The sequence below is a fragment of the Streptomyces sp. NPDC104313 genome (assembly GCF_055583985.1).
This window is the reverse complement of the sequence record NZ_JBVJMW010000008.1, coordinates 52,427-69,257: the sequence shown is the minus strand read 5'-3', so window position 1 is coordinate 69,257 and position 16,831 is coordinate 52,427. Positions and strand designations below refer to the sequence as shown.

The window sequence follows — 16,831 nt, the reverse complement described above, 5'->3', positions numbered from 1 at the left end:
CCGGCGGTCAGCCGATGCCGTCGACCGCGGCCTTCGCCCGCGCCAGTGTCTGTGCGGCCGTGCCGTCGTTCTTCTCCAACGTCGTCCGCAGCAGCCGGATGATGTTCCGTACCTCCTGCGACGTCGCGTTCCACCGCAGTTCCTTGCCGTGGTACTCATCCGCCACACCATCGGCCGCGAAGTCGTTCATCGCCGCCTTCACCTGCGTGTCCCGCGCCGTGATCACCTGCTCCAGCCGGCCGATCACCACCTGAAGCGCGGCCTGTACCTCTGTCGAAGCACCCGTGTCGTACGAACGCCGGTCCGTGCTGCCCGCCATCAGTTCTCAACTCCCCGTCAGACACAACCTGTACGAACTGTTCACCGTCACCGGCGTCACCGGCCGCCGAAACGCGCCGCGTCGAAATTCGCCGACGCCATCTGCGACTTCGCGTTCTCGTCCTGCTCCTGGTCACCCGAGCCGAACGCCGCGTCCATCCCCGACTGACCGCCCAGGATCCCCGACAACGACGCGTTCAACGCCTTCGTGATCTCGTCCGAACGCATCTTGAAATCGTCGAACGCGACCTTCCCCGCTCCGTTGAACTTCCCCTCCAACGGCTCCGCCGCCGCGATCAACTGCTGGATCAGGGTCCCCAGATCCGTACTCGCACCCTGCGAATCCGACAGCAGCCTCGACAGGACCGACGCCCCCATGTCGAACTTCATGACATCCCCCGTTACCTCGAACGCCTCGAACGCATCGAACGACCATGTGCGCGCGTACGCGCGCCCACCTCTCTGTCTATCAACGCCGGCATCGCTACTGCAATCCGCAATCAGCCAGATTCCCGCCCGCGGAGCCTCTAGACCCCTTTGAGGTGCCGCATCAGCCTCTCGAAGTCCTGCCACCCCGCCAGATCCGACGGGTTTCCCGGCAGCGGGTAGTACAGCGCCGGCCTCGTCCTCGGGCCGAGCCGCACCGGCTGTTCGGCCAGCGGGGTGCGCCGGGCCCGGTCTCCGGGCATCGCGCGGACCTCCTCCGCGCCCAGCACGAACGCCAGCGGGACCCCCGGGCCCTCGAAGCGCGGCGGTACGGCCATATCGCGGCGCGCTTTGCGAAGTTGTACGAGCATCGACTGGAGGCGGTGGCGGGTGGCGAGCGCCTCGGCCACCGCGGGCAGAGCGCCCAGCGGAGGTTCCTCGTCGGCGCCGTAGCCGAAGGCGAGGGTGACCTCCTCCTCCACGCCCGCCTTCGTCCGCGTGATGTGCACGGTCGCGATGCTCGGTCGCGAGCGGTTCCCGACCACGACGAACCACGTGGGTTCCGGCGCCCGTTCGGACGCGACGTCGGTCAGCCGGCCCGGGGACCAGGGAAGCGTCGCGGGTTCCGATGTGCCCCAGCCGGCCGGCGGTTCGCCCGTCAGCTCCCGCCACACCGTCTCCAGACCGCCGCCCAGCACCAGCCGCTCATCCGCCGGGTGCACCATCTTGAAGGTCAGGCCCAGTTGGCGTTCGCCGGTGTCGTGGACCTCCTGGTAGGAGGCCGCGACCGGGGTGCGTGGGTCGTCCTTGGTGGCGTCGGGGGAGAGCATCGGGTCGAAGGCGCCGTCCTGCCAGCGCAGTACGGCTCCGGTCAGGCCGTCGTAGTAGCCGTCCCGTTCGTCCTGGACGATCCAGCGGGACGGCCAACCGCCCAGCGCGTTCCGTACGGCGGGGGAGAGCGTGGTGCCCGCCGGGCTGACGATCTGGAGGCCGAGACCCGCCTCCGCCGCCGCCCGGAAGGCGTCGGACAGCCAGGCGGTCATCGCCACCACCGGGCGGTCCTGGATGACGACCGCGACCTTGCCGGTGAGCACGTCGATGGCCAGCTGTGCGGCGGCGGGTTCCGGTGCGACGCTCACACCGTCGGTCTTCACCACGGCGAGCGAGCCGGCGGCGTCCGGCGGCCAGGCCGACCCGCCCACCAACGCGGCGAGCCGGGTCGCGAAGGTGCCCGCGAGCTGTTCCGCCTCCGCGACGCCCGTGGTGGCGCGGGCCTCCGTCCACCAGTACGGGACCGGCGGGGCCGTGGTCCCGAGCAGCCGCTCGGCCTCGCCCTCGACGGAGACCAGCAGGGGCGCCTCCACGGAGACGAGCGGGCGGCCCTGCGCGTCGCAGAGCTGGATCACCGCGCCCTCACCCCGCGTGCCCACCAGCTTGTCCGGGCCGCCCGAGAGCAGGCCTGCCAGGACGGCCCACGGTTCGGGCATACGAGGGGTGAGAGCGATGACGTCCTTGGTCATGGAGTGCTCGTCCAGTCCTTCGTCGTTCGGCGGTGGGCGTGCTCGGGCGGCCGGCGCTGTTCCGCGGCGCGGGTTCTCACCTCGGCGCGTACACCGTCTGGATCAGGCGGTTCGGCTGCCCCCGGCGGACGAACACGCCTCGTCCGGGAGCCTGCTGGGAGGCGTACACGCCAGGGAACAACTGGCCCTCGCTGCGGTCGCCCGCCATCAGGAGCGCCGAGGCCCCCGACTCCCGAAGACCCTGCACCAGCGGCTCGTACATGCCCCGTGAGGCGCCGGCGACCCGGCGCGTCAGGACGAAGTGGAGGCCGATGTCGACCGCCGAGGGGATGTAGGGAAGGAAGGCCGACAGCGGGGACTGTCCGGCGGTCGTGAGGACGTCGTAGTCGTCGACGAGGACGACGATGCGCGGGCCCGTGCCCCAGTTGCCGGGCTCCAGGTCCTCCAGACGGGCGTTCTCGTCGGGCAGCCGCTTCTCCAGTTCGGTGGCGATGCCCGCCGAAAGTACGGCACACAGCTTCGAGTTGTATGCGTACCCTCCGTTGAACTCCTCCGGCACCACACCGCGCAGTGAGCGCCGAGGGTCCATCACGGCGAACACCAGCTCGTCCTCGCCGTAACGGTCGATGAGGCCGTGCGCGACGGTCCGCAGCAGGTTCGTCTTGCCGCATTCGCTGTCCCCCAGGACCAGCAGGTGCTGATCGTGCCGGAACAGGTCGAGCACTACGGGCGCGAGCGCCGACTGGTCGAGCCCGATCGGTACGAGGATGGGCTCGGCCGCCGGCCCCGGCAGCGAGTGCGGCTCCAGAATCTGCGGCAACACACGTACGGGCTGGGCCACTTCACCACTCCAGGTGGCCCGGACCGTACGCGTCGCACGCTCCAGGACCGTACCGAGGTCCGCCGTGTCGGCGACCCCGTCCGTACGGGGGAGCGCCACCTGGGCAAAGAGCTTTCCGTCGGTGAGGACCCGTCCGGGCTCGTCGGGCGACAGGGTCTCGGCGAGTTTGCGGTCGATGCTGGACTCGCCGGGGTCGTTGAGGCGCAGTTCGACGCGGGTGCCGAAGTTGGACTGGGTGGCGATGCGTACGTCGTTCCAGCGCAGCATGCCCGCGACGACGTGGATGCCGTAACCGCCGCCGCGTTTGAGGATGTCGGTGATCGCGTCGTCCAGCTCGTCGAAGTCGTCGCGCAGTGCGCCGAATCCGTCGATGACGAGGAGGATCTCGGCCGAGGACAGCTCGGGCAGCCGGCCGGCCGCGTGCAGGGTGCGCATTTGCTCGACCGAGTCGATGCCGTGCTCGCGGAAGAGGTCCTCGCGCAGCGCGAGCATCGTGCGGACCTCCTCCACGGTGCGGGCCGCCCGTTCCCGGTCGGCGCGGCCCGCGACGCCGCCGACGTGCGGCAAACCCGCCAGCGCCTGGAGGCCGCCGCCGACCAGGTCGAGTCCGTAGACGCCGATCTCGCGCGGGGTGTGGGTGAGCGCGAGGGAGAGGACGAGCGTGCGCAGCAGCGTCGTCTTGCCCGACTGGGGCCCGCCGATCACCGCCGCGTGGCCGCCCGCCGTCGTGAGGTCCAGGAGCCACTGCCCCTGCCACTGCTTGGCCGGGTCGTCGAGCAGGCCGACGGGTACGCGCAGAGGCCTCCGGGGCCCTTCCGTGACCGCTCCGGTCAGCCGCATCCCGCGCGGTCCGATGTCCAGCGGACCGGCGACGGTGTCCAGCGTGGTGGCCGTGGGCAGCGGCGGCAGCCAGATACTCCGAACGGGCGGTGCCGATCCGGTCAACTGGTCGACCATGACGCCGAGTTCGGTCGGGCCCGTCTCGCGGCGGCGGGACGCCGGCTCCGCGGACCGCCGTGTCTCGTCCGGTCCGGCCAGGGTGTTGAACGCCTCGTAGGGCAGCGCCAGCGGGCCGCTCTCCTCCTCGGTGGTGCTGCGGACCGGACCGCGATACCCGCCCGACACATAGCCCGCCTTGAATCGGGCGTAGTGGCTCGTGTCGACCTTCAGATAGCCGAAACCGGGCAGCGGAGGCAGATGGAAGGCGTCCGTCGTGTCCAGGACGGTCCGGGACTCGTCGGCGGAGAAGGTCCGCAGGCCGAGACGGTAGGAGAGATAGGTGTCCAGACCCTTGAGCTTGCCGCCCTCGATGCGCTGGCTGGAGAGCAGCAGATGCACGCCGATGGAGCGGCCGATCCGCCCGATGGAGAGGAACAGGTCGATGAAGTCCGGCTTCGCGGTGAGCAGTTCGCCGAACTCGTCGATCACCACGAACAGGTGCGGCAGCGGGTCCAGGTCCGGCCGCTTCTCGGCGCGCAGAGCCGCGTAGTCCCCGATGTCCGCGACGTTCCCCGCGTCCTTGAGGGCCTGCTGCCGGCGCTTGACCTCGCCGGCGAGGGAGGAGTGGACCCGCTCGACGAGCCCTGCCTGGTTCTCCAGGTTGGTGATGACCCCGGCCACGTGCGGCAGGTCCGCGAACGGTGCGAACGTCGCCCCGCCCTTGTAGTCGACCAGCACCAGCGCCAGGTCCTCCGGCGGATGGGTGGCCACCAGGGCGAGGACCAGGGTGCGCAGCAGCTCCGACTTGCCCGAGCCCGTCGCACCCACGCACAGACCGTGCGGGCCCATCCCCAGCTCCGAGGACTCCTTGAGGTCCAGCAGCACCGGCTCGTGGGCGTCGCTGACGCCGATCGGGACGCGCAGGAAGGCGCGTTCGCCGCGCGGCGCCCACAGCCGCTCCAGGTCGAGGCGGGCCACGTCGTCGATGCCGAGCATCGCCGCGAACTCCACCGGCCCGGAGAGCGGGGCGTCGACCAGGGACTCGGCGGACAGCCGCAGCGGCGCGAGCATCCGGGCCAGACCCTCGGCGAACGGGAGGCCCGCCTCGTCCACCGTGCCGTGCGCCTCCACGGGCTCCGGCGTCCGCAGGTCCTCGATGCTGACGTCCGCGCCGTCGACCGTGATCCGCACGCTGACGTGTCCGGGCTCCTGCACCCGCTGTTCCAGCAGATGCAGCACGGTGACGCCCATCTCGCGCAGACCGACGGCGTCGTCCGGGCGCGGCAGGTCCACGGCGTCCTCGCCGTGCCCGTCGGTGACGACGAGCAGCCGGGAGTTCATGGACAGCGCGTCACGGCCGGCCAGTCCCCGGCGGACCTCGGCCGCGTACGAGGCGCGGCGGCGCAGCTCCGCCCCGATCTGCCGGGCGAGCTGCGGGGCGGAGGGGGCGATGCGGCGGGCGGCGACCGGCCCGTCGAACTGCTCGGTGTCGAGCAGGTGCGGCAGCCACTTGGCCCACTCCCAGTCGGCCATGCGGTCCCCCGGCGCCGCGACGGCGATCGCCACGTCGTCGGGGGCGTGCAGGGCGGCCGTCTGGACCAGCAGGGTGCGGGCCACCCGCAGGCAGTCCTCGCGGGGGCCGATCACACTGATGTTGCCGATCCGGTCCAGCGGGACGGTGAGCGGCAGTTCGGTGCCGTTGCGGAACCGGTTCACCAGCGCCGAGGCCTCGTTGAGCATGAACAGGTCGGGCGGTGTGAGGACCGTCGAACCAGGCTCGGCGATCCCCAGATCCCGTACGGGCATCTCTCCGGTGCCGACCCGCACCCGCAGGAAGTCGTCGTCGACCCTGCGCCGTTCCCAGAGGCGCGCGGGGTCGCGCACGATGTCGTACAGGGCGTACGGCGGGGGGTTCAGGACATCGGCGCGCTCACGCCGTTCGCGCTCCTCGCCCGAGAGCTCCTCCCGCAGGTCCTCCACGTAGGCGAGATACGCCTCGCGCTGGGTGCGGCGGGTGCGCTGGGCCTTGCCCCGCTGCGAGAAGAGCAGCGCCACGGAGCCGATGACGGTGACCACGAGGATGATCGCGCCGAGGGCGGCGAACTGGCTGTTGCGGACGACCGTCATCATCACGACGGACGACATGACCCCGGCGACCGGCAGCAGCGACATCGCTATGTTGCCCGCCTTCCCCTCGGGGAGGTTGGGCGGGGCCTCGATGGTGCGGGGCGCGGGCGCGGCCGGTGGTCGGGTGGTCCGGGCGGGGCGGTGGATCAGACGGGTGCTCATCGGCGTGGTCCGGCGTTCGCGGTGGGCTCGTGGTTCGTGGTCGGTGTCGCGGGCGTCCGCATCTCGGTCACCGGCGCTTCTGGGAGAGCTGGAAGACCTCGGCGGCGAGCCGGGTGGCGGCCAGCCTCGTCGGCCGGGCGAGCAGTTCGGTGCGGAGCGCTCCACCTGCCGCCAGATGGCGGTCGTGGGGCAGCACGTGGACGGTCGCGCCGGTGGACCGGAGCTTCTCGGCGGCGGCCTCCACATCGATCCCGGGGCGGGACGTCGTGCTGGTGAGCGCCACCACGGTCCCGGCGATCAGGTGGCGCGGCAGCCCCTGCATCCACTGGAGGACCGCGTACGTGCTGGTGATGCCGTCCAGTGTGGCGGGGGCGGCCAGTACCCGGGCCTGGGCGGCGGAAAGCGCGACCCGGGCGACCTCGGCGGGCAGTGTCTCGCAGTCGACGACGGTCACCCCGAAGTAGCGGCGGAGAGCGACCATGACCCGCTCGTACGCCGTCGTGTCCAGCATCGCCCCGATCCGGCCCTGGCTGCCGGGCAGCAGCCAGGCGTTGTCGGGGAGTTGCACGAGATAGCCGGTGACGTCGAGCAGCGACATCTGCGGCTCCACGATGTCCGCCAGATCGGCCGTCGTCCAGCGCAGCGACTTCGCTCCGAGACGCAGGGGCAGCGACCCGAGCGCCGGATCGGCCTCCACGAGGAGGACCGGGTCCTGGCGGTAGTGCGCGTACGCCGTGCCGAGCAGGGCGGCCACCGTCGTCTTGCCCGCACCGCCCCGGATGGAGGTGACGGCGATCTGCCGGCCGGTCGTCACCGGCTGCTGGATCCGCTCGGCGGTGCGGGTGATCTCGGCGACCTCGCGGGCCGCCGACGAGGAGACGATCCGGCGGACCGCGCGCGAGATCCGCGCGGCGGCCGGCTCACCCTGCCGGGGGCGGCGTGCCGTACCGGACAGCGCGCTGTCGATCACGGGCCGTGACTCGGGGGAGCGGGCGGGCCGTTGCGCGGGTGCCGGGGGAGCGGTGGGAGAGGGGGCGATCGACGCGGCGGGGGACGCGGGGGAGTTCGGGCCCGGCGCCCGCGTACCCGTACCCGCACCGGCATCCGTACGCTCCGGCGGCGGTTGCTGCTGCGGTCGCGGAGGCTGCTCCTGTTCCCGTGCCGGATGCTGGTCCTGCGCCGCACCGCGGCCCTGCGCGTGCTGCGAAGGCGGCGTTCCCCTCAGATCGCGCAGCACATCACCCTGCCAGTTGTCCGCGTTCGGCATGTCTGCCCTTCTCCTCCGCTCCGATGCCCCGACCGGAGCCGCCCGCGCATGAATGTCAGAACTTGTCGAGCAACTGGCCGTAGATGCCGAACACGCCGATGGCGAGCGGGAACAGCCCCACCATGCCGATGGACTCGACCAGATCGGCGGTGCGCCGCAGCCGTACCCGTACATGCTCGGGAGGCTCCACCGCCAGGGCGAGCAGCGGCAGCAGCGCCGCCACGCCGAGCACGACGACGGGCCCCGCACCCCCGGACGCCTGCTCCATCCACAGCATCACCAGGCGTACGAGAAGGACCGCTGAGGCGGCGAACAGGGCCACCACCTCGGCCACCAGGGGAAACGCACGAGCCCTCGACAGCAGCACCACCGCCACCAGCGAGGGCAGGAGCACCGTCCACACGGTCGGCCGCGCGGCCAGGGTGAGGAGCCAGCCCGCAGCCGTCGCCGAAGCCGCGGTGACCACGGTGGCGAGGGCGAGACCGCGGTGTGTGGCGGCCAGGGCGTCGGCCACGTCGTGGCGGCTGACCGATGCCCCGCCCGATCGCCGGTCGTCGAGCGCGGTGAGGCCCGACGCCATCAGCGCGAGCCGGGGCAGCATGCCGAGCAGCACCACGGAGAACACCGCCATCACGGCGCCCAGCCGGGCCGGATCCGGCTCGACGGCGGCGACGGCCTCCCACACCGCGGTGACGGCGGCGGTGGCGCCGGCGCCGATCAGGCCGCCGCGGCCGAGCGGCGAGAAGAACCCGAGCAGCAGCAGGGCCAGGGCCAGGGCCGTCGCCACCGCGGCGAGCCGGGCCGGGCCCGACCAGTCGTACGCGTCGGCGGCGGTCCAGGCCGTGAGAACGCCGAGCCCGCCCGAGACGAACAGCAGGGCGGTCGCCAGGCCGCGGTTGCCCGTTCCGATCCGGGCGCACAGTGCGCCGCCCACCAGAAGGACGGCGGTGGCGACCGCCAGCGCGACGGCCAGGGTGTCGAGCGGGAACTCGCGCCGGGCCAACAGGGCGGCGATCACGGCGAAGGCCACGGTCGACGCCCCGGCGGTGACCCTTCGAGCGGCCGGACGCCAGCGCCAGGCCCCTAGGCCGAGGCTGTCGGCCACCTGGTCCGTGACGTCGTGGACCACCGGGGCGGGCGGCGCCGCGTGGGTCCTGACCAGGCGTAGCACGGCACCGTCGCTGATGCCGGCCGAGGTGAGAGTGCTGTCGTGCGGCAGGGCCGAGCCGTCGGAGGTGATCAACTGCCGGGTCAGCGGCCGTGAAGCCGCCCGGTCATCCAGCAACTGCAGTATGTCCGGAAGGAGTTGACCGATAGGTGTGTCCGATGGCAGCACGATGTCGGCCCGGCGCCGCTCACCGACCAGGGTCACTCGGCTCAGTTCTGATCGGGACGTCATCGCTGTGCTCACCACTTACGGAAACCTATCATCGTGATGTTCCGAAATATCGGGCCAATGAGGCATAGCGCATGGTGTGGTTGGCGCATTTCCGAGTTCGGCGAAATCTCGCCCGCGCCATGTGTGCGCCCGGCGAATATCCGGCCGCCTCGTCGGTTCTCGGGCGGTGTTGATCAGGGGCCTTTCTCCGGGCCGGAGGAATGCGCCGACGGTTCGTACCGCTGCGCCTGCCTCTGCGGTTTCTCCTGCTCGGCCTTCTGTTTGTCCAGCGTGTGCTGGAGGAAGGACCAGCCGACGCACCCGGCGCAGAGCACGGCGGTGATGGCGACGCCCGCGAATACCTTCCCGAGCCGTTCGTCGGCGGTGCGCCGTGCGCGCCCCGAGCCGAAGAGCAGGGCGTCTCGCATCCTGCGGCGGCGTACCCCCACCGATTCCAGCAGCTGACTGTCGTAATCCCGTGCCACACGATCCCCCTTTGCCACTGCAACATACCGAGGGGCGGTCGTGGAGTACACACCAGGGGCCGGGACATGAGGGGAGCGGTGTTCACACCGGGCCGGGGCGCGTCCAGTCGTGGCTCTCGCGTACGAGGGTGAATCCGGCCGATCTGTAGAGCGCCGCCGCCGCCTCGTTCGCGGCGGGCGTCAGAACGGCCACCGCGCTCGCGCCCCGGTCGGCGAGTGCCGCGCACGCGCCCCGTACGGCGTCGCGACCGTAGCCGTGTCCGCGGTGGTCCGGGTGTGTGCCGACCGGTTCGAGCAGTCCGCACCTGCCCACGCCGGCGAACCAGCCGGTCGCGGCGGCGGCGGGGTCCCCGGCGGGGGTGCGGACGAGGGTTTCCAGAGCCAGGTGGCCGGCCGGTGACCGCCGCATCGCGTGCCGCCGTTCGAGGGTGAACGTCGAGCCCTCGAAGGCGGATCGCTGCACCAGCACCAGGTCGGTCGCGTCGGACTCGTCCACCTCCACCGCACGGCTCGACACCGGCTCCGGGGTCCAGGACAGGACGAGCCAGGGCTCTTGCGGGTCCGGCTCCCAGCCGGGCACGGGCAGGCCGTCGGACCAGTCGTTGCCGGGTACGAGCAGCTTCTCGGCGTCCGCCGCGAGCGCCCCGAGGTCGGCGCCGGGGGCGGCGGTCACCCGCAGTACGGGGCCGTCGAGGAAGCCCACCGCCAACGGCGACGCGGTGTCGGCCCCTGCCTCGGTCCAGAGGTGGACCGTCGCGTCGTCCAGCCGCAGATACCAGCCGACGTCCCCCGGATGGAGGCCGCCGCCCGGGATGTCCGACGGGGTCCACGCGCACAGCGCGCGCAGCGCCGGACCGGTCTCGGCAGGGGACAGGCGGTGCCGCGTGAGTGAGGTCATGGGCGGGAGACTAGCCAGCATGCCGCGGAGGTGCGCGGGCGATTGCGTCCGGGCGAGCGGTCAGGTCTGCCGCAGCGCGAACCACAACTCCGCCCGTATGTCCATGTCATCCAGGTCCGCCCCCAGCAACTCCCCGCACCGCCCGATGCGTTGGCGGACGGTGTTGCGGTGGACGCCGAGGGCCACCGCCGTACGGTCCCAACTGCCGTGGAGGGAGAGCCAGCAGCGCAGGGTGCCGGCCAGCGGCTCGGTGAGCGGGGCGAGGAGGACGCGGGCGTGGGCGGCCGCCTGCTCGGGCGGGATCAGCGCGGCGAGGCCACCCGTGGGGGTATCCACCGTCAACGGGGCGCGGGTCGCCTGCGCGTGCGCCAGGGCGCGGGCCGCCAGGGTGTCGGCGGCGTCGAGCGCGGTGATGGGGGTGGGGGCGGACGCGCCGAGCGTCCAGCCGGGCTGCGGGGTGAGTCGGGCGGACCGGGGTCGTGAACCCGTCCCCGCGGGATCGTCGTTCAGCGGCTCCCCGCCCGCCGCCGCCCCCTCCCCGTCGCCCAGCAGCAGCCGGACCGCCTCGCCGCCCCCGCGCCCCGCGTCGACCAGGGCCGTGCCCAGTGACGCGCCCAGGGCCCCGGCCGTCAGGGCGTCCGCCGGGGCGCCGTCCGTGCGGCGGGCGTGGATCACTGTCCAGGTGCCGGTCGTGCCGGTCGTGCCGGTCGTGCCGGTGGTGCCGGTGGTGCCGGTGGTGCCGGTGGTGCCGGTCGTGCCGGTGGTGCCGGTGGTGCCGGTAGTGCCGGTGGTGCCGGTGGTGTGGGTGGTGCCGGTGGTGCCGGTGGTGCCGGTGGTGTGGGTCGTGCCGGTGGTGCCGAGGAGCGGCGCCACCTCGGCGGGGGAGGCGCCCAGGAGCATGCGGACCAGGGCCGCCGAACGACCCGCCGCGTCCGCGCCCTGGTGAGGGGCGGCCAGGAGGGAGAGGAGGACCACCGCGATGCCCGCCACCGTGTGGTCGCCGGATCCCCGCCGCCGGGTCGCCAGCGCCAGGACCAGGCCCTCGCCGCCGCCCAGCGCGTACGCGGACAGGTGGGTACCGCCGTGGGCGTCGGTCGCCGACGACGGGGAGCCGGGGCGTTCGCGGGCGACCACCCGGGCCAGCCGTGTCAGGGCCCCCGCCGCCTCCGGCCCCGGGCGGTGGCCCGCCGCGTGGACCTCCTCGCCCCGCGCCGTCAGCAGGACCGCCCGGCCGCCCAGCTGCGTCGCGAGCTGGTGCAGGACCGCCGGCACGGGGTCGGGGCGGGCCGCCGCAGTCGCCAGCGCCTGCTGGGCGCGGGTCACCCGGCGCAGCTCGCGGTGGCGCGCCTCGGCCATCAGCCGCCACACCGCCCGCGCGATCGTGGTGAACGGGGTCTCGGGCGGCACCTCCAGCAGCGGCAGTCCGTGGCGGTCGCACGCCTCGATCAGCGCCCGGGGCACCGTCTCGTGCACCGGGCGCACCCCGAACCCCAGCGCCGCCGCCCCCGCCGCCACCAGCCGGCCGACGTAGTGGTCCGGGTCGCTCAGCAGCACGCCCGCGCTCAGCAGCAGTTCGCCGCCGAGCAGATACGGATACGGGTCGGCCATCTCCGAGGTGTGCACCCAGAGCAGATCGGCGTCGGCCGGGCCCGCGATCCGGCGCAGCCCCAGCTCCTCGCGCGCCAGGAGCTCCGCCAGCGGGACGGGCGGGGTCGGCGGGCCGGCCGGCGGAGTCGTCTGCGGGGTGCCCCCGGAAGAGCTCGGCATGGACAGTTCCTCCATTCGGTGCGACGAGAATGGAGGAAACGTACACTTCAGCGTCGGCTTTCGGCCACCTACCGTCTTCCTCGCACGGACAACTGTCTGCGCGAGACGGAGGGAAGCCCATGGCTGTCGACTACGCCGTGATCGTCGTCTACCTGGCCGGCATGCTCGCCATGGGCTGGTGGGGCATGCGCCGCGCCAAGTCGAAGAGCGAGTTCCTGGTCGCGGGCCGCCGACTCGGGCCGGGCATGTACTCCGGCACCATGGCCGCGATCGTCCTCGGCGGCGCGTCCACCATCGGCGGCGTCGGCCTCGGCTACCAGTACGGTCTCTCCGGCGCCTGGATGGTCTTCACCATCGGACTCGGCCTGCTCGCGCTGTCGGTCTTCTTCTCCGCGCGGATCGCCCGGCTGAAGGTCTACACCGTCTCCGAGATGCTCGACCTGCGCTACGGCGGCCGGGCCGGGGTCATCTCGGGCGTCGTGATGTGGGCGTACACCCTGATGCTCGCGGTCACCTCGACCATCGCGTACGCCACCATCTTCGACGTCCTCTTCGACGTGGACCGCACCGTCTCGATCGTCCTCGGCGGCGCGATCGTCGTCGCGTACTCGACGCTCGGCGGCATGTGGTCGATCACGCTCACCGACATGGTCCAGTTCGTCGTCAAGACCATCGGGGTGCTGCTGCTCCTGCTGCCGATCGCCGTCGTCAAGGCGGGCGGCTTCAGCGAGATGAAGGCCCAACTGCCGACCGAGTACTTCGACCCGCTCGGCATCGGCGGCGAGACGATCTTCACGTATGTGCTGATCTACACGTTCGGCATGCTCATCGGGCAGGACATCTGGCAGCGCGTGTTCACCGCGCGCAGCGACACGACGGCCCGCTGGGGCGGCACGGTCGCCGGTACGTACTGTCTCGTCTACGCCATCGCCGGGGCCGTCATCGGCACCGCCGCCAAGGTGATGTACCCGAACCTGGCGAGCTCGGACGCCGCCTTCGCGACGATCGTCAAGGACGAGCTGCCGGTCGGCGTGCGCGGGCTGGTGCTCGCCGCCGCGCTGGCCGCCGTGATGTCGACCTCCTCCGGCGCGCTGATCGCCTGCGCGACGGTGGCCAACAACGACATCTGGTCCCGGCTGCGGGGCGTCGTCGGCCGGGGCGGGGGCGGCGAGGAGCCGCACGACGAGGTCAAGGGCAACCGGATCTTCATCCTGATCATGGGCATCGGCGTCATCCTCATCGCCATCGCGCTGAACGACGTGGTCGAGGCGCTGACCGTCGCCTACAACCTGCTGGTCGGCGGGCTGCTCGTGCCGATCATCGGCGGGCTGCTGTGGCGGCGCGGCACGGCGGCCGGGGCGCTGTCGGCGGTGTGCGTGGGTGGTGTCGCGGTGATCGGGCTGATGGCGCGCTACGGGATCCTCGCCAACCAGCCGATCTACTACGGGCTGCTGGCGTCGCTGGCCGTGTACGTCGTCGTCTCGCTGGCCACGCCGCCGACGGACGCGGCGGTGCTTGCCGCTTGGCGCGAGCGGTTGGCGGGGCGCGGTGGCCCGGACGCGGATGCGGATGCCGCCGCCGGGGCCCCGTCGGCCGCCCCCAGCCCGTCCGGCGCTTGAGGACGGAACCCTGTTGCCGGACCGGGGCGACCTCAAAGACGTCCTCAATCGCCGGACGGGCTGGGGTTGGCCGGTCGAGGCCGAAGACGTCCTCAATCGCCGGACGGGTCGCCCCACGGGCCGGACGTGGCCCGGCGGGCCGAGGTTGTCCGTCGGACCCCGCACACTTGACACCGTACGAAACCGAAGGAGAGGCACACCCCCATGAGCAGCACCGAATCGCCGCGCGGCCCCATCGACTCCTCCCGCGTCCCGCGGTACGCCGGGCCCGCGACGTTCGCCCGGCTGCCCCGGCTCGACGAGGTCGGCCGTACCGACGTCGCCGTGGTCGGCGTGCCCTTCGACACCGGGGTCTCCTACCGGCCCGGCGCCCGCTTCGGCGGCAACGCGATCCGTGAGGCGTCCCGGCTGCTGCGCCCGTACAACCCGGCGCAGGACGCCTCCCCGTTCGCCCTCGCGCAGGTCGCCGACGCCGGGGACATCGCGGCGAACCCGTTCGACATCAACGAGGCCGTCGAGACCATCGAGGCCGCGGCCGACGACCTGCTGGGCACCGGCGCACGCCTGATGACGCTCGGCGGCGACCACACCATCGCCCTGCCCCTCCTGCGCTCCGTCGCCAAGAAGCACGGGCCCGTCGCCCTGCTCCACTTCGACGCACACCTGGACACCTGGGACACCTACTTCGGTGCCGAGTACACCCACGGCACCCCGTTCCGCCGGGCCGTCGAGGAGGGCATCCTCGACACCTCCGCCCTCTCCCACGTCGGCACCCGGGGCCCGCTGTACGGCAAGCAGGACCTGACCGACGACGAGAAGATGGGCTTCGGCATCGTCACCTCCGCCGACGTCATGCGGCGCGGCGTCGACGAGATCGCCGACCAGCTGCGCCGGCGCATCGGGGACCGGCCGCTGTACATCTCCATCGACATCGACGTCCTGGACCCGGCGCACGCCCCCGGCACCGGCACCCCCGAGGCCGGCGGCCTCACCTCCCGCGAGCTGCTGGAGATCCTGCGCGGGCTCTCCTCCTGCCACCTGGTCTCCGCCGACCTGGTGGAGGTCGCCCCCGCCTACGACCACGCCGAGATCACCTCCGTGGCCGCCTCGCACGCCGCGTACGAGCTGACGACGATCATGTCCCGCCAGATCGCCGCGGCGAAGGAGACGAAGGAGGCCGCAGCCAAGTGAGCCACGACCACGACGACCGGCCGCGGCTCACCGCCGCCCAGGCCGCGGCAGTCCTGACCCCGCCGGCCGGCCGCAACGGCGGCGACCTCGTCGTCGAGTCCCTGCAGGGGCTCGGCGCGACCACCGTCTTCGGGCTGCCCGGCCAGCACGCGCTCGGCATGTTCGACGCGCTGCGCCGCTCCTCCCTCTCGTACGTCGGACTCCGCGTCGAGAACAACGCGGGCTTCGCCGCCGACGCGTACGGCCGGATCACCGGCGAGGTGGCCCCGCTCCTGCTCTCGACCGGACCCGGCGCGCTCACCTCGCTCGCCGCGCTCCAGGAGGCCGCCGCCGCCTCCGCGCCCGTCCTCGCCATCTCCAGCCAGATCCCCACGGCCGGGCTCGGCGGCGGGCGCCACGGCTACCTCCACGAGCTGCGCGACCAGCAGGCCTCCGTCCGCGACATCGTGAAGTCCGTCCACACCGTGCGGTCCGCCTCGCAGATTCCCTCCGCGATCGCCGCCGCCTGGGAGTCCGCGCTGACCGCCCCGCACGGGCCGGTCTGGGTGGAGATCCCGCAGGACGTGCTGCTGACCGAGACGGTCCTGCCGGTCGTCAGCGCCATGGACGCCACCCCGCGCGAGCTGTATCCGCGCCCCGAGCTGACGATCGCCGCCGCGCACCTGCTGTCGAACGCCGAGCGGCCCGTGATCATCGCGGGCGGCGGAGTCGTACGCTCCGACGCCTCCGGCAAGCTGCGCGCGCTGGCCGAGAAGCTCGACGCCCCTGTCGTCACCACCTTCGGGGGCAAGGGCGCCTTCCCCTGGGAGCACCCGCTCTCGCTCCGCTCCTGGCTGGAGGACCGGCACACCACCGACTTCCTGGAGGACGCGGACGTCCTGCTCGTCGTCGGCTCGGGGCTCGGCGAACTCTCCTCGAACTACCACACCTTCCGCCCGCGCGGCCGGGTGATCCAGATCGAGGCGGACGCCGGGAAGCTGGAGTCCAACCACCCCGCGCTCGGCATCCACTCCGACGCCCGCGAGGCCCTGGCCGACCTCCTGGAGACCGTCGAGCGGCGCGAGGACGCCGGTGCCGCCGAGCGGGTGGCCACGGTGCTGGAGAAGGTACGGGTCCGGATCGAGGCCCAGGGCCTCACCCTGGAGCAGCGGGTCCTCGCAGCCGTCCGCGAGGCACTGCCCGACGCCGCGCCCAGCTTCTGGGACATGACGATCCTGGCGTACTGGGCCTGGTCCGCGTTCGACGCCCGCCGCCCCAACACCATGCACTCCGCCCAGGGCGCGGGCGGCCTCGGCTACGGCTTCCCGGCGGCCATCGGCGCGGCGGCCGCCGACCCGACGAAGCCCGTGCTCGCGGTCTCCGGCGACGGCGGCGCGATGTACTCCATCGCGGAGCTGGCCACCGCCCGCCAGTACGATCTGCCGCTGACCTGGCTGATCGTCGACGACGGCGGCTACGGCATCCTGCGCGAGTACATGACGGGAACCTTCGGCGAGGCCACCGCCACCGAGCTGTCCCGCCCGGACTTCGTCGCGCTCGCCGAGTCCTTCGGCGTCCCCGCCGTCCGTACGACACCGGAGTCCCTCGCCGGGGATCTGGGCAAGGCGCTGGCTGCCCCGGGGCCGTCCGTCGTCGTGCTGCCGGCGCTGCTGCGGATGTTCGAGTCGACGCACCTGTAGGCCGCGCGTCCGTGGCGGCGGGCCCCTGGTCCCGGTTGGTGGCGGCGGCCGGATACCGGCCCGCACGCCCCCCGGCCACCGGCCCCGTTTCCCGCCCCCCTTTTGTTGCGGTGGGATGAAATCCGCGGCCCCGGGCGTTGGTGCCTTCCGGTAGCCCAGGTGGAACGGCTGGATCACAGGTGGATCACGGGTGGATCAGCTGGATCAGCGGACA

Annotated in this window: 12 protein-coding genes; 3 read left to right on the top strand and 9 right to left on the bottom strand. The window is 72.7% G+C overall.

All coding sequences use genetic code 11. From position 1 onward, the window contains the following. Positions 1–7 precede the first annotated feature (7 nt). The 9 genes from ACZ60Q_RS20045 to ACZ60Q_RS20005 all read right to left on the bottom strand — a co-directional run bounded on the left by ACZ60Q_RS20045 (position 8) and on the right by ACZ60Q_RS20005 (position 12,143). Positions 8–319 carry a pore-forming ESAT-6 family protein gene (locus ACZ60Q_RS20045; protein WP_469636109.1) on the bottom strand — a complete coding sequence of 104 codons (312 nt, stop codon included), beginning with the start codon at positions 317–319 and terminating at the stop codon, positions 8–10. A gap of 56 nt (positions 320–375) precedes the next feature. After that, entirely contained in the window at positions 376–708 is a 333-nt protein-coding gene (locus ACZ60Q_RS20040; RefSeq protein WP_469636105.1) for a hypothetical protein, read from the bottom strand. A 137-nt stretch (positions 709–845) separates the two neighbouring features. Continuing rightward, positions 846–2,264, bottom strand: a complete 1,419-nt coding sequence (locus tag ACZ60Q_RS20035) for a DUF6177 family protein (protein WP_469636103.1) — start codon at positions 2,262–2,264, stop codon at positions 846–848. A 76-nt stretch (positions 2,265–2,340) separates the two neighbouring features. Continuing rightward, positions 2,341–6,333, bottom strand: a complete 3,993-nt coding sequence (gene eccCa, locus ACZ60Q_RS20030; RefSeq protein ID WP_469636100.1) for a type VII secretion protein EccCa — start codon at positions 6,331–6,333, stop codon at positions 2,341–2,343. A 67-nt stretch (positions 6,334–6,400) separates the two neighbouring features. After that, positions 6,401–7,600, bottom strand: a complete 1,200-nt coding sequence (locus tag ACZ60Q_RS20025) for a MinD/ParA family ATP-binding protein (protein ID WP_469636098.1) — start codon at positions 7,598–7,600, stop codon at positions 6,401–6,403. Positions 7,601–7,655: 55 nt separating this feature from the next. Further along, positions 7,656–8,999 (bottom strand): type VII secretion integral membrane protein EccD, encoded by a 1,344-nt coding sequence (eccD, locus tag ACZ60Q_RS20020; RefSeq protein ID WP_469636095.1) that lies wholly within the window; start codon positions 8,997–8,999, stop codon positions 7,656–7,658. A gap of 173 nt (positions 9,000–9,172) precedes the next feature. Beyond that, entirely contained in the window at positions 9,173–9,463 is a 291-nt protein-coding gene (locus ACZ60Q_RS20015) for a hypothetical protein (protein WP_469636092.1), read from the bottom strand. Between the two features lie 82 nt (positions 9,464–9,545). Next, positions 9,546–10,361 (bottom strand): GNAT family N-acetyltransferase, encoded by an 816-nt coding sequence (locus ACZ60Q_RS20010; protein WP_469636089.1) that lies wholly within the window; start codon positions 10,359–10,361, stop codon positions 9,546–9,548. Positions 10,362–10,421: 60 nt separating this feature from the next. After that, positions 10,422–12,143: a PucR family transcriptional regulator gene (locus tag ACZ60Q_RS20005; RefSeq protein WP_469636086.1), complete on the bottom strand. Its 1,722-nt coding sequence runs from the start codon at positions 12,141–12,143 to the stop codon at positions 10,422–10,424. Positions 12,144–12,247: 104 nt separating this feature from the next. On the opposite strand from ACZ60Q_RS20005, the gene ACZ60Q_RS20000 reads away from it, so the two are divergent. The 3 genes from ACZ60Q_RS20000 to ACZ60Q_RS19990 all read left to right on the top strand — a co-directional run bounded on the left by ACZ60Q_RS20000 (position 12,248) and on the right by ACZ60Q_RS19990 (position 16,617). Then, on the top strand, positions 12,248–13,747 hold the full coding sequence (locus ACZ60Q_RS20000) for a sodium:solute symporter family protein (RefSeq protein ID WP_469636083.1): 1,500 nt from the start codon (positions 12,248–12,250) through the stop codon (positions 13,745–13,747). Between the two features lie 204 nt (positions 13,748–13,951). Continuing rightward, entirely contained in the window at positions 13,952–14,938 is a 987-nt protein-coding gene (gene speB, locus ACZ60Q_RS19995; RefSeq protein ID WP_469636080.1) for an agmatinase, read from the top strand. Beyond that, on the top strand, positions 14,935–16,617 hold the full coding sequence (locus ACZ60Q_RS19990; protein WP_469636077.1) for a thiamine pyrophosphate-binding protein: 1,683 nt from the start codon (positions 14,935–14,937) through the stop codon (positions 16,615–16,617). Before speB ends, ACZ60Q_RS19990 begins: the two co-directional genes overlap by 4 nt. Positions 16,618–16,831: the final 214 nt, after the last annotated feature.

Bases quoted from the DNA above. Each gene is read 5' to 3' on its own strand.
- ACZ60Q_RS20045 (WP_469636109.1), bottom strand. From the start codon at position 319: ATGGCGGGCAGCACGGACCGGCGTTCGTACGACACGGGTGCTTCGACA.
- ACZ60Q_RS20040 (WP_469636105.1), bottom strand. From the start codon at position 708: ATGAAGTTCGACATGGGGGCGTCGGTCCTGTCGAGGCTGCTGTCGGAT.
- ACZ60Q_RS20035 (WP_469636103.1), bottom strand. From the start codon at position 2,264: ATGACCAAGGACGTCATCGCTCTCACCCCTCGTATGCCCGAACCGTGG.
- eccCa (WP_469636100.1), bottom strand. From the start codon at position 6,333: ATGAGCACCCGTCTGATCCACCGCCCCGCCCGGACCACCCGACCACCG.
- ACZ60Q_RS20025 (WP_469636098.1), bottom strand. From the start codon at position 7,600: ATGCCGAACGCGGACAACTGGCAGGGTGATGTGCTGCGCGATCTGAGG.
- eccD (WP_469636095.1), bottom strand. From the start codon at position 8,999: ATGACGTCCCGATCAGAACTGAGCCGAGTGACCCTGGTCGGTGAGCGG.
- ACZ60Q_RS20010 (WP_469636089.1), bottom strand. From the start codon at position 10,361: ATGACCTCACTCACGCGGCACCGCCTGTCCCCTGCCGAGACCGGTCCG.
- ACZ60Q_RS20005 (WP_469636086.1), bottom strand. From the start codon at position 12,143: ATGGAGGAACTGTCCATGCCGAGCTCTTCCGGGGGCACCCCGCAGACG.
- ACZ60Q_RS20000 (WP_469636083.1), top strand. From the start codon at position 12,248: ATGGCTGTCGACTACGCCGTGATCGTCGTCTACCTGGCCGGCATGCTC.
- speB (WP_469636080.1), top strand. From the start codon at position 13,952: ATGAGCAGCACCGAATCGCCGCGCGGCCCCATCGACTCCTCCCGCGTC.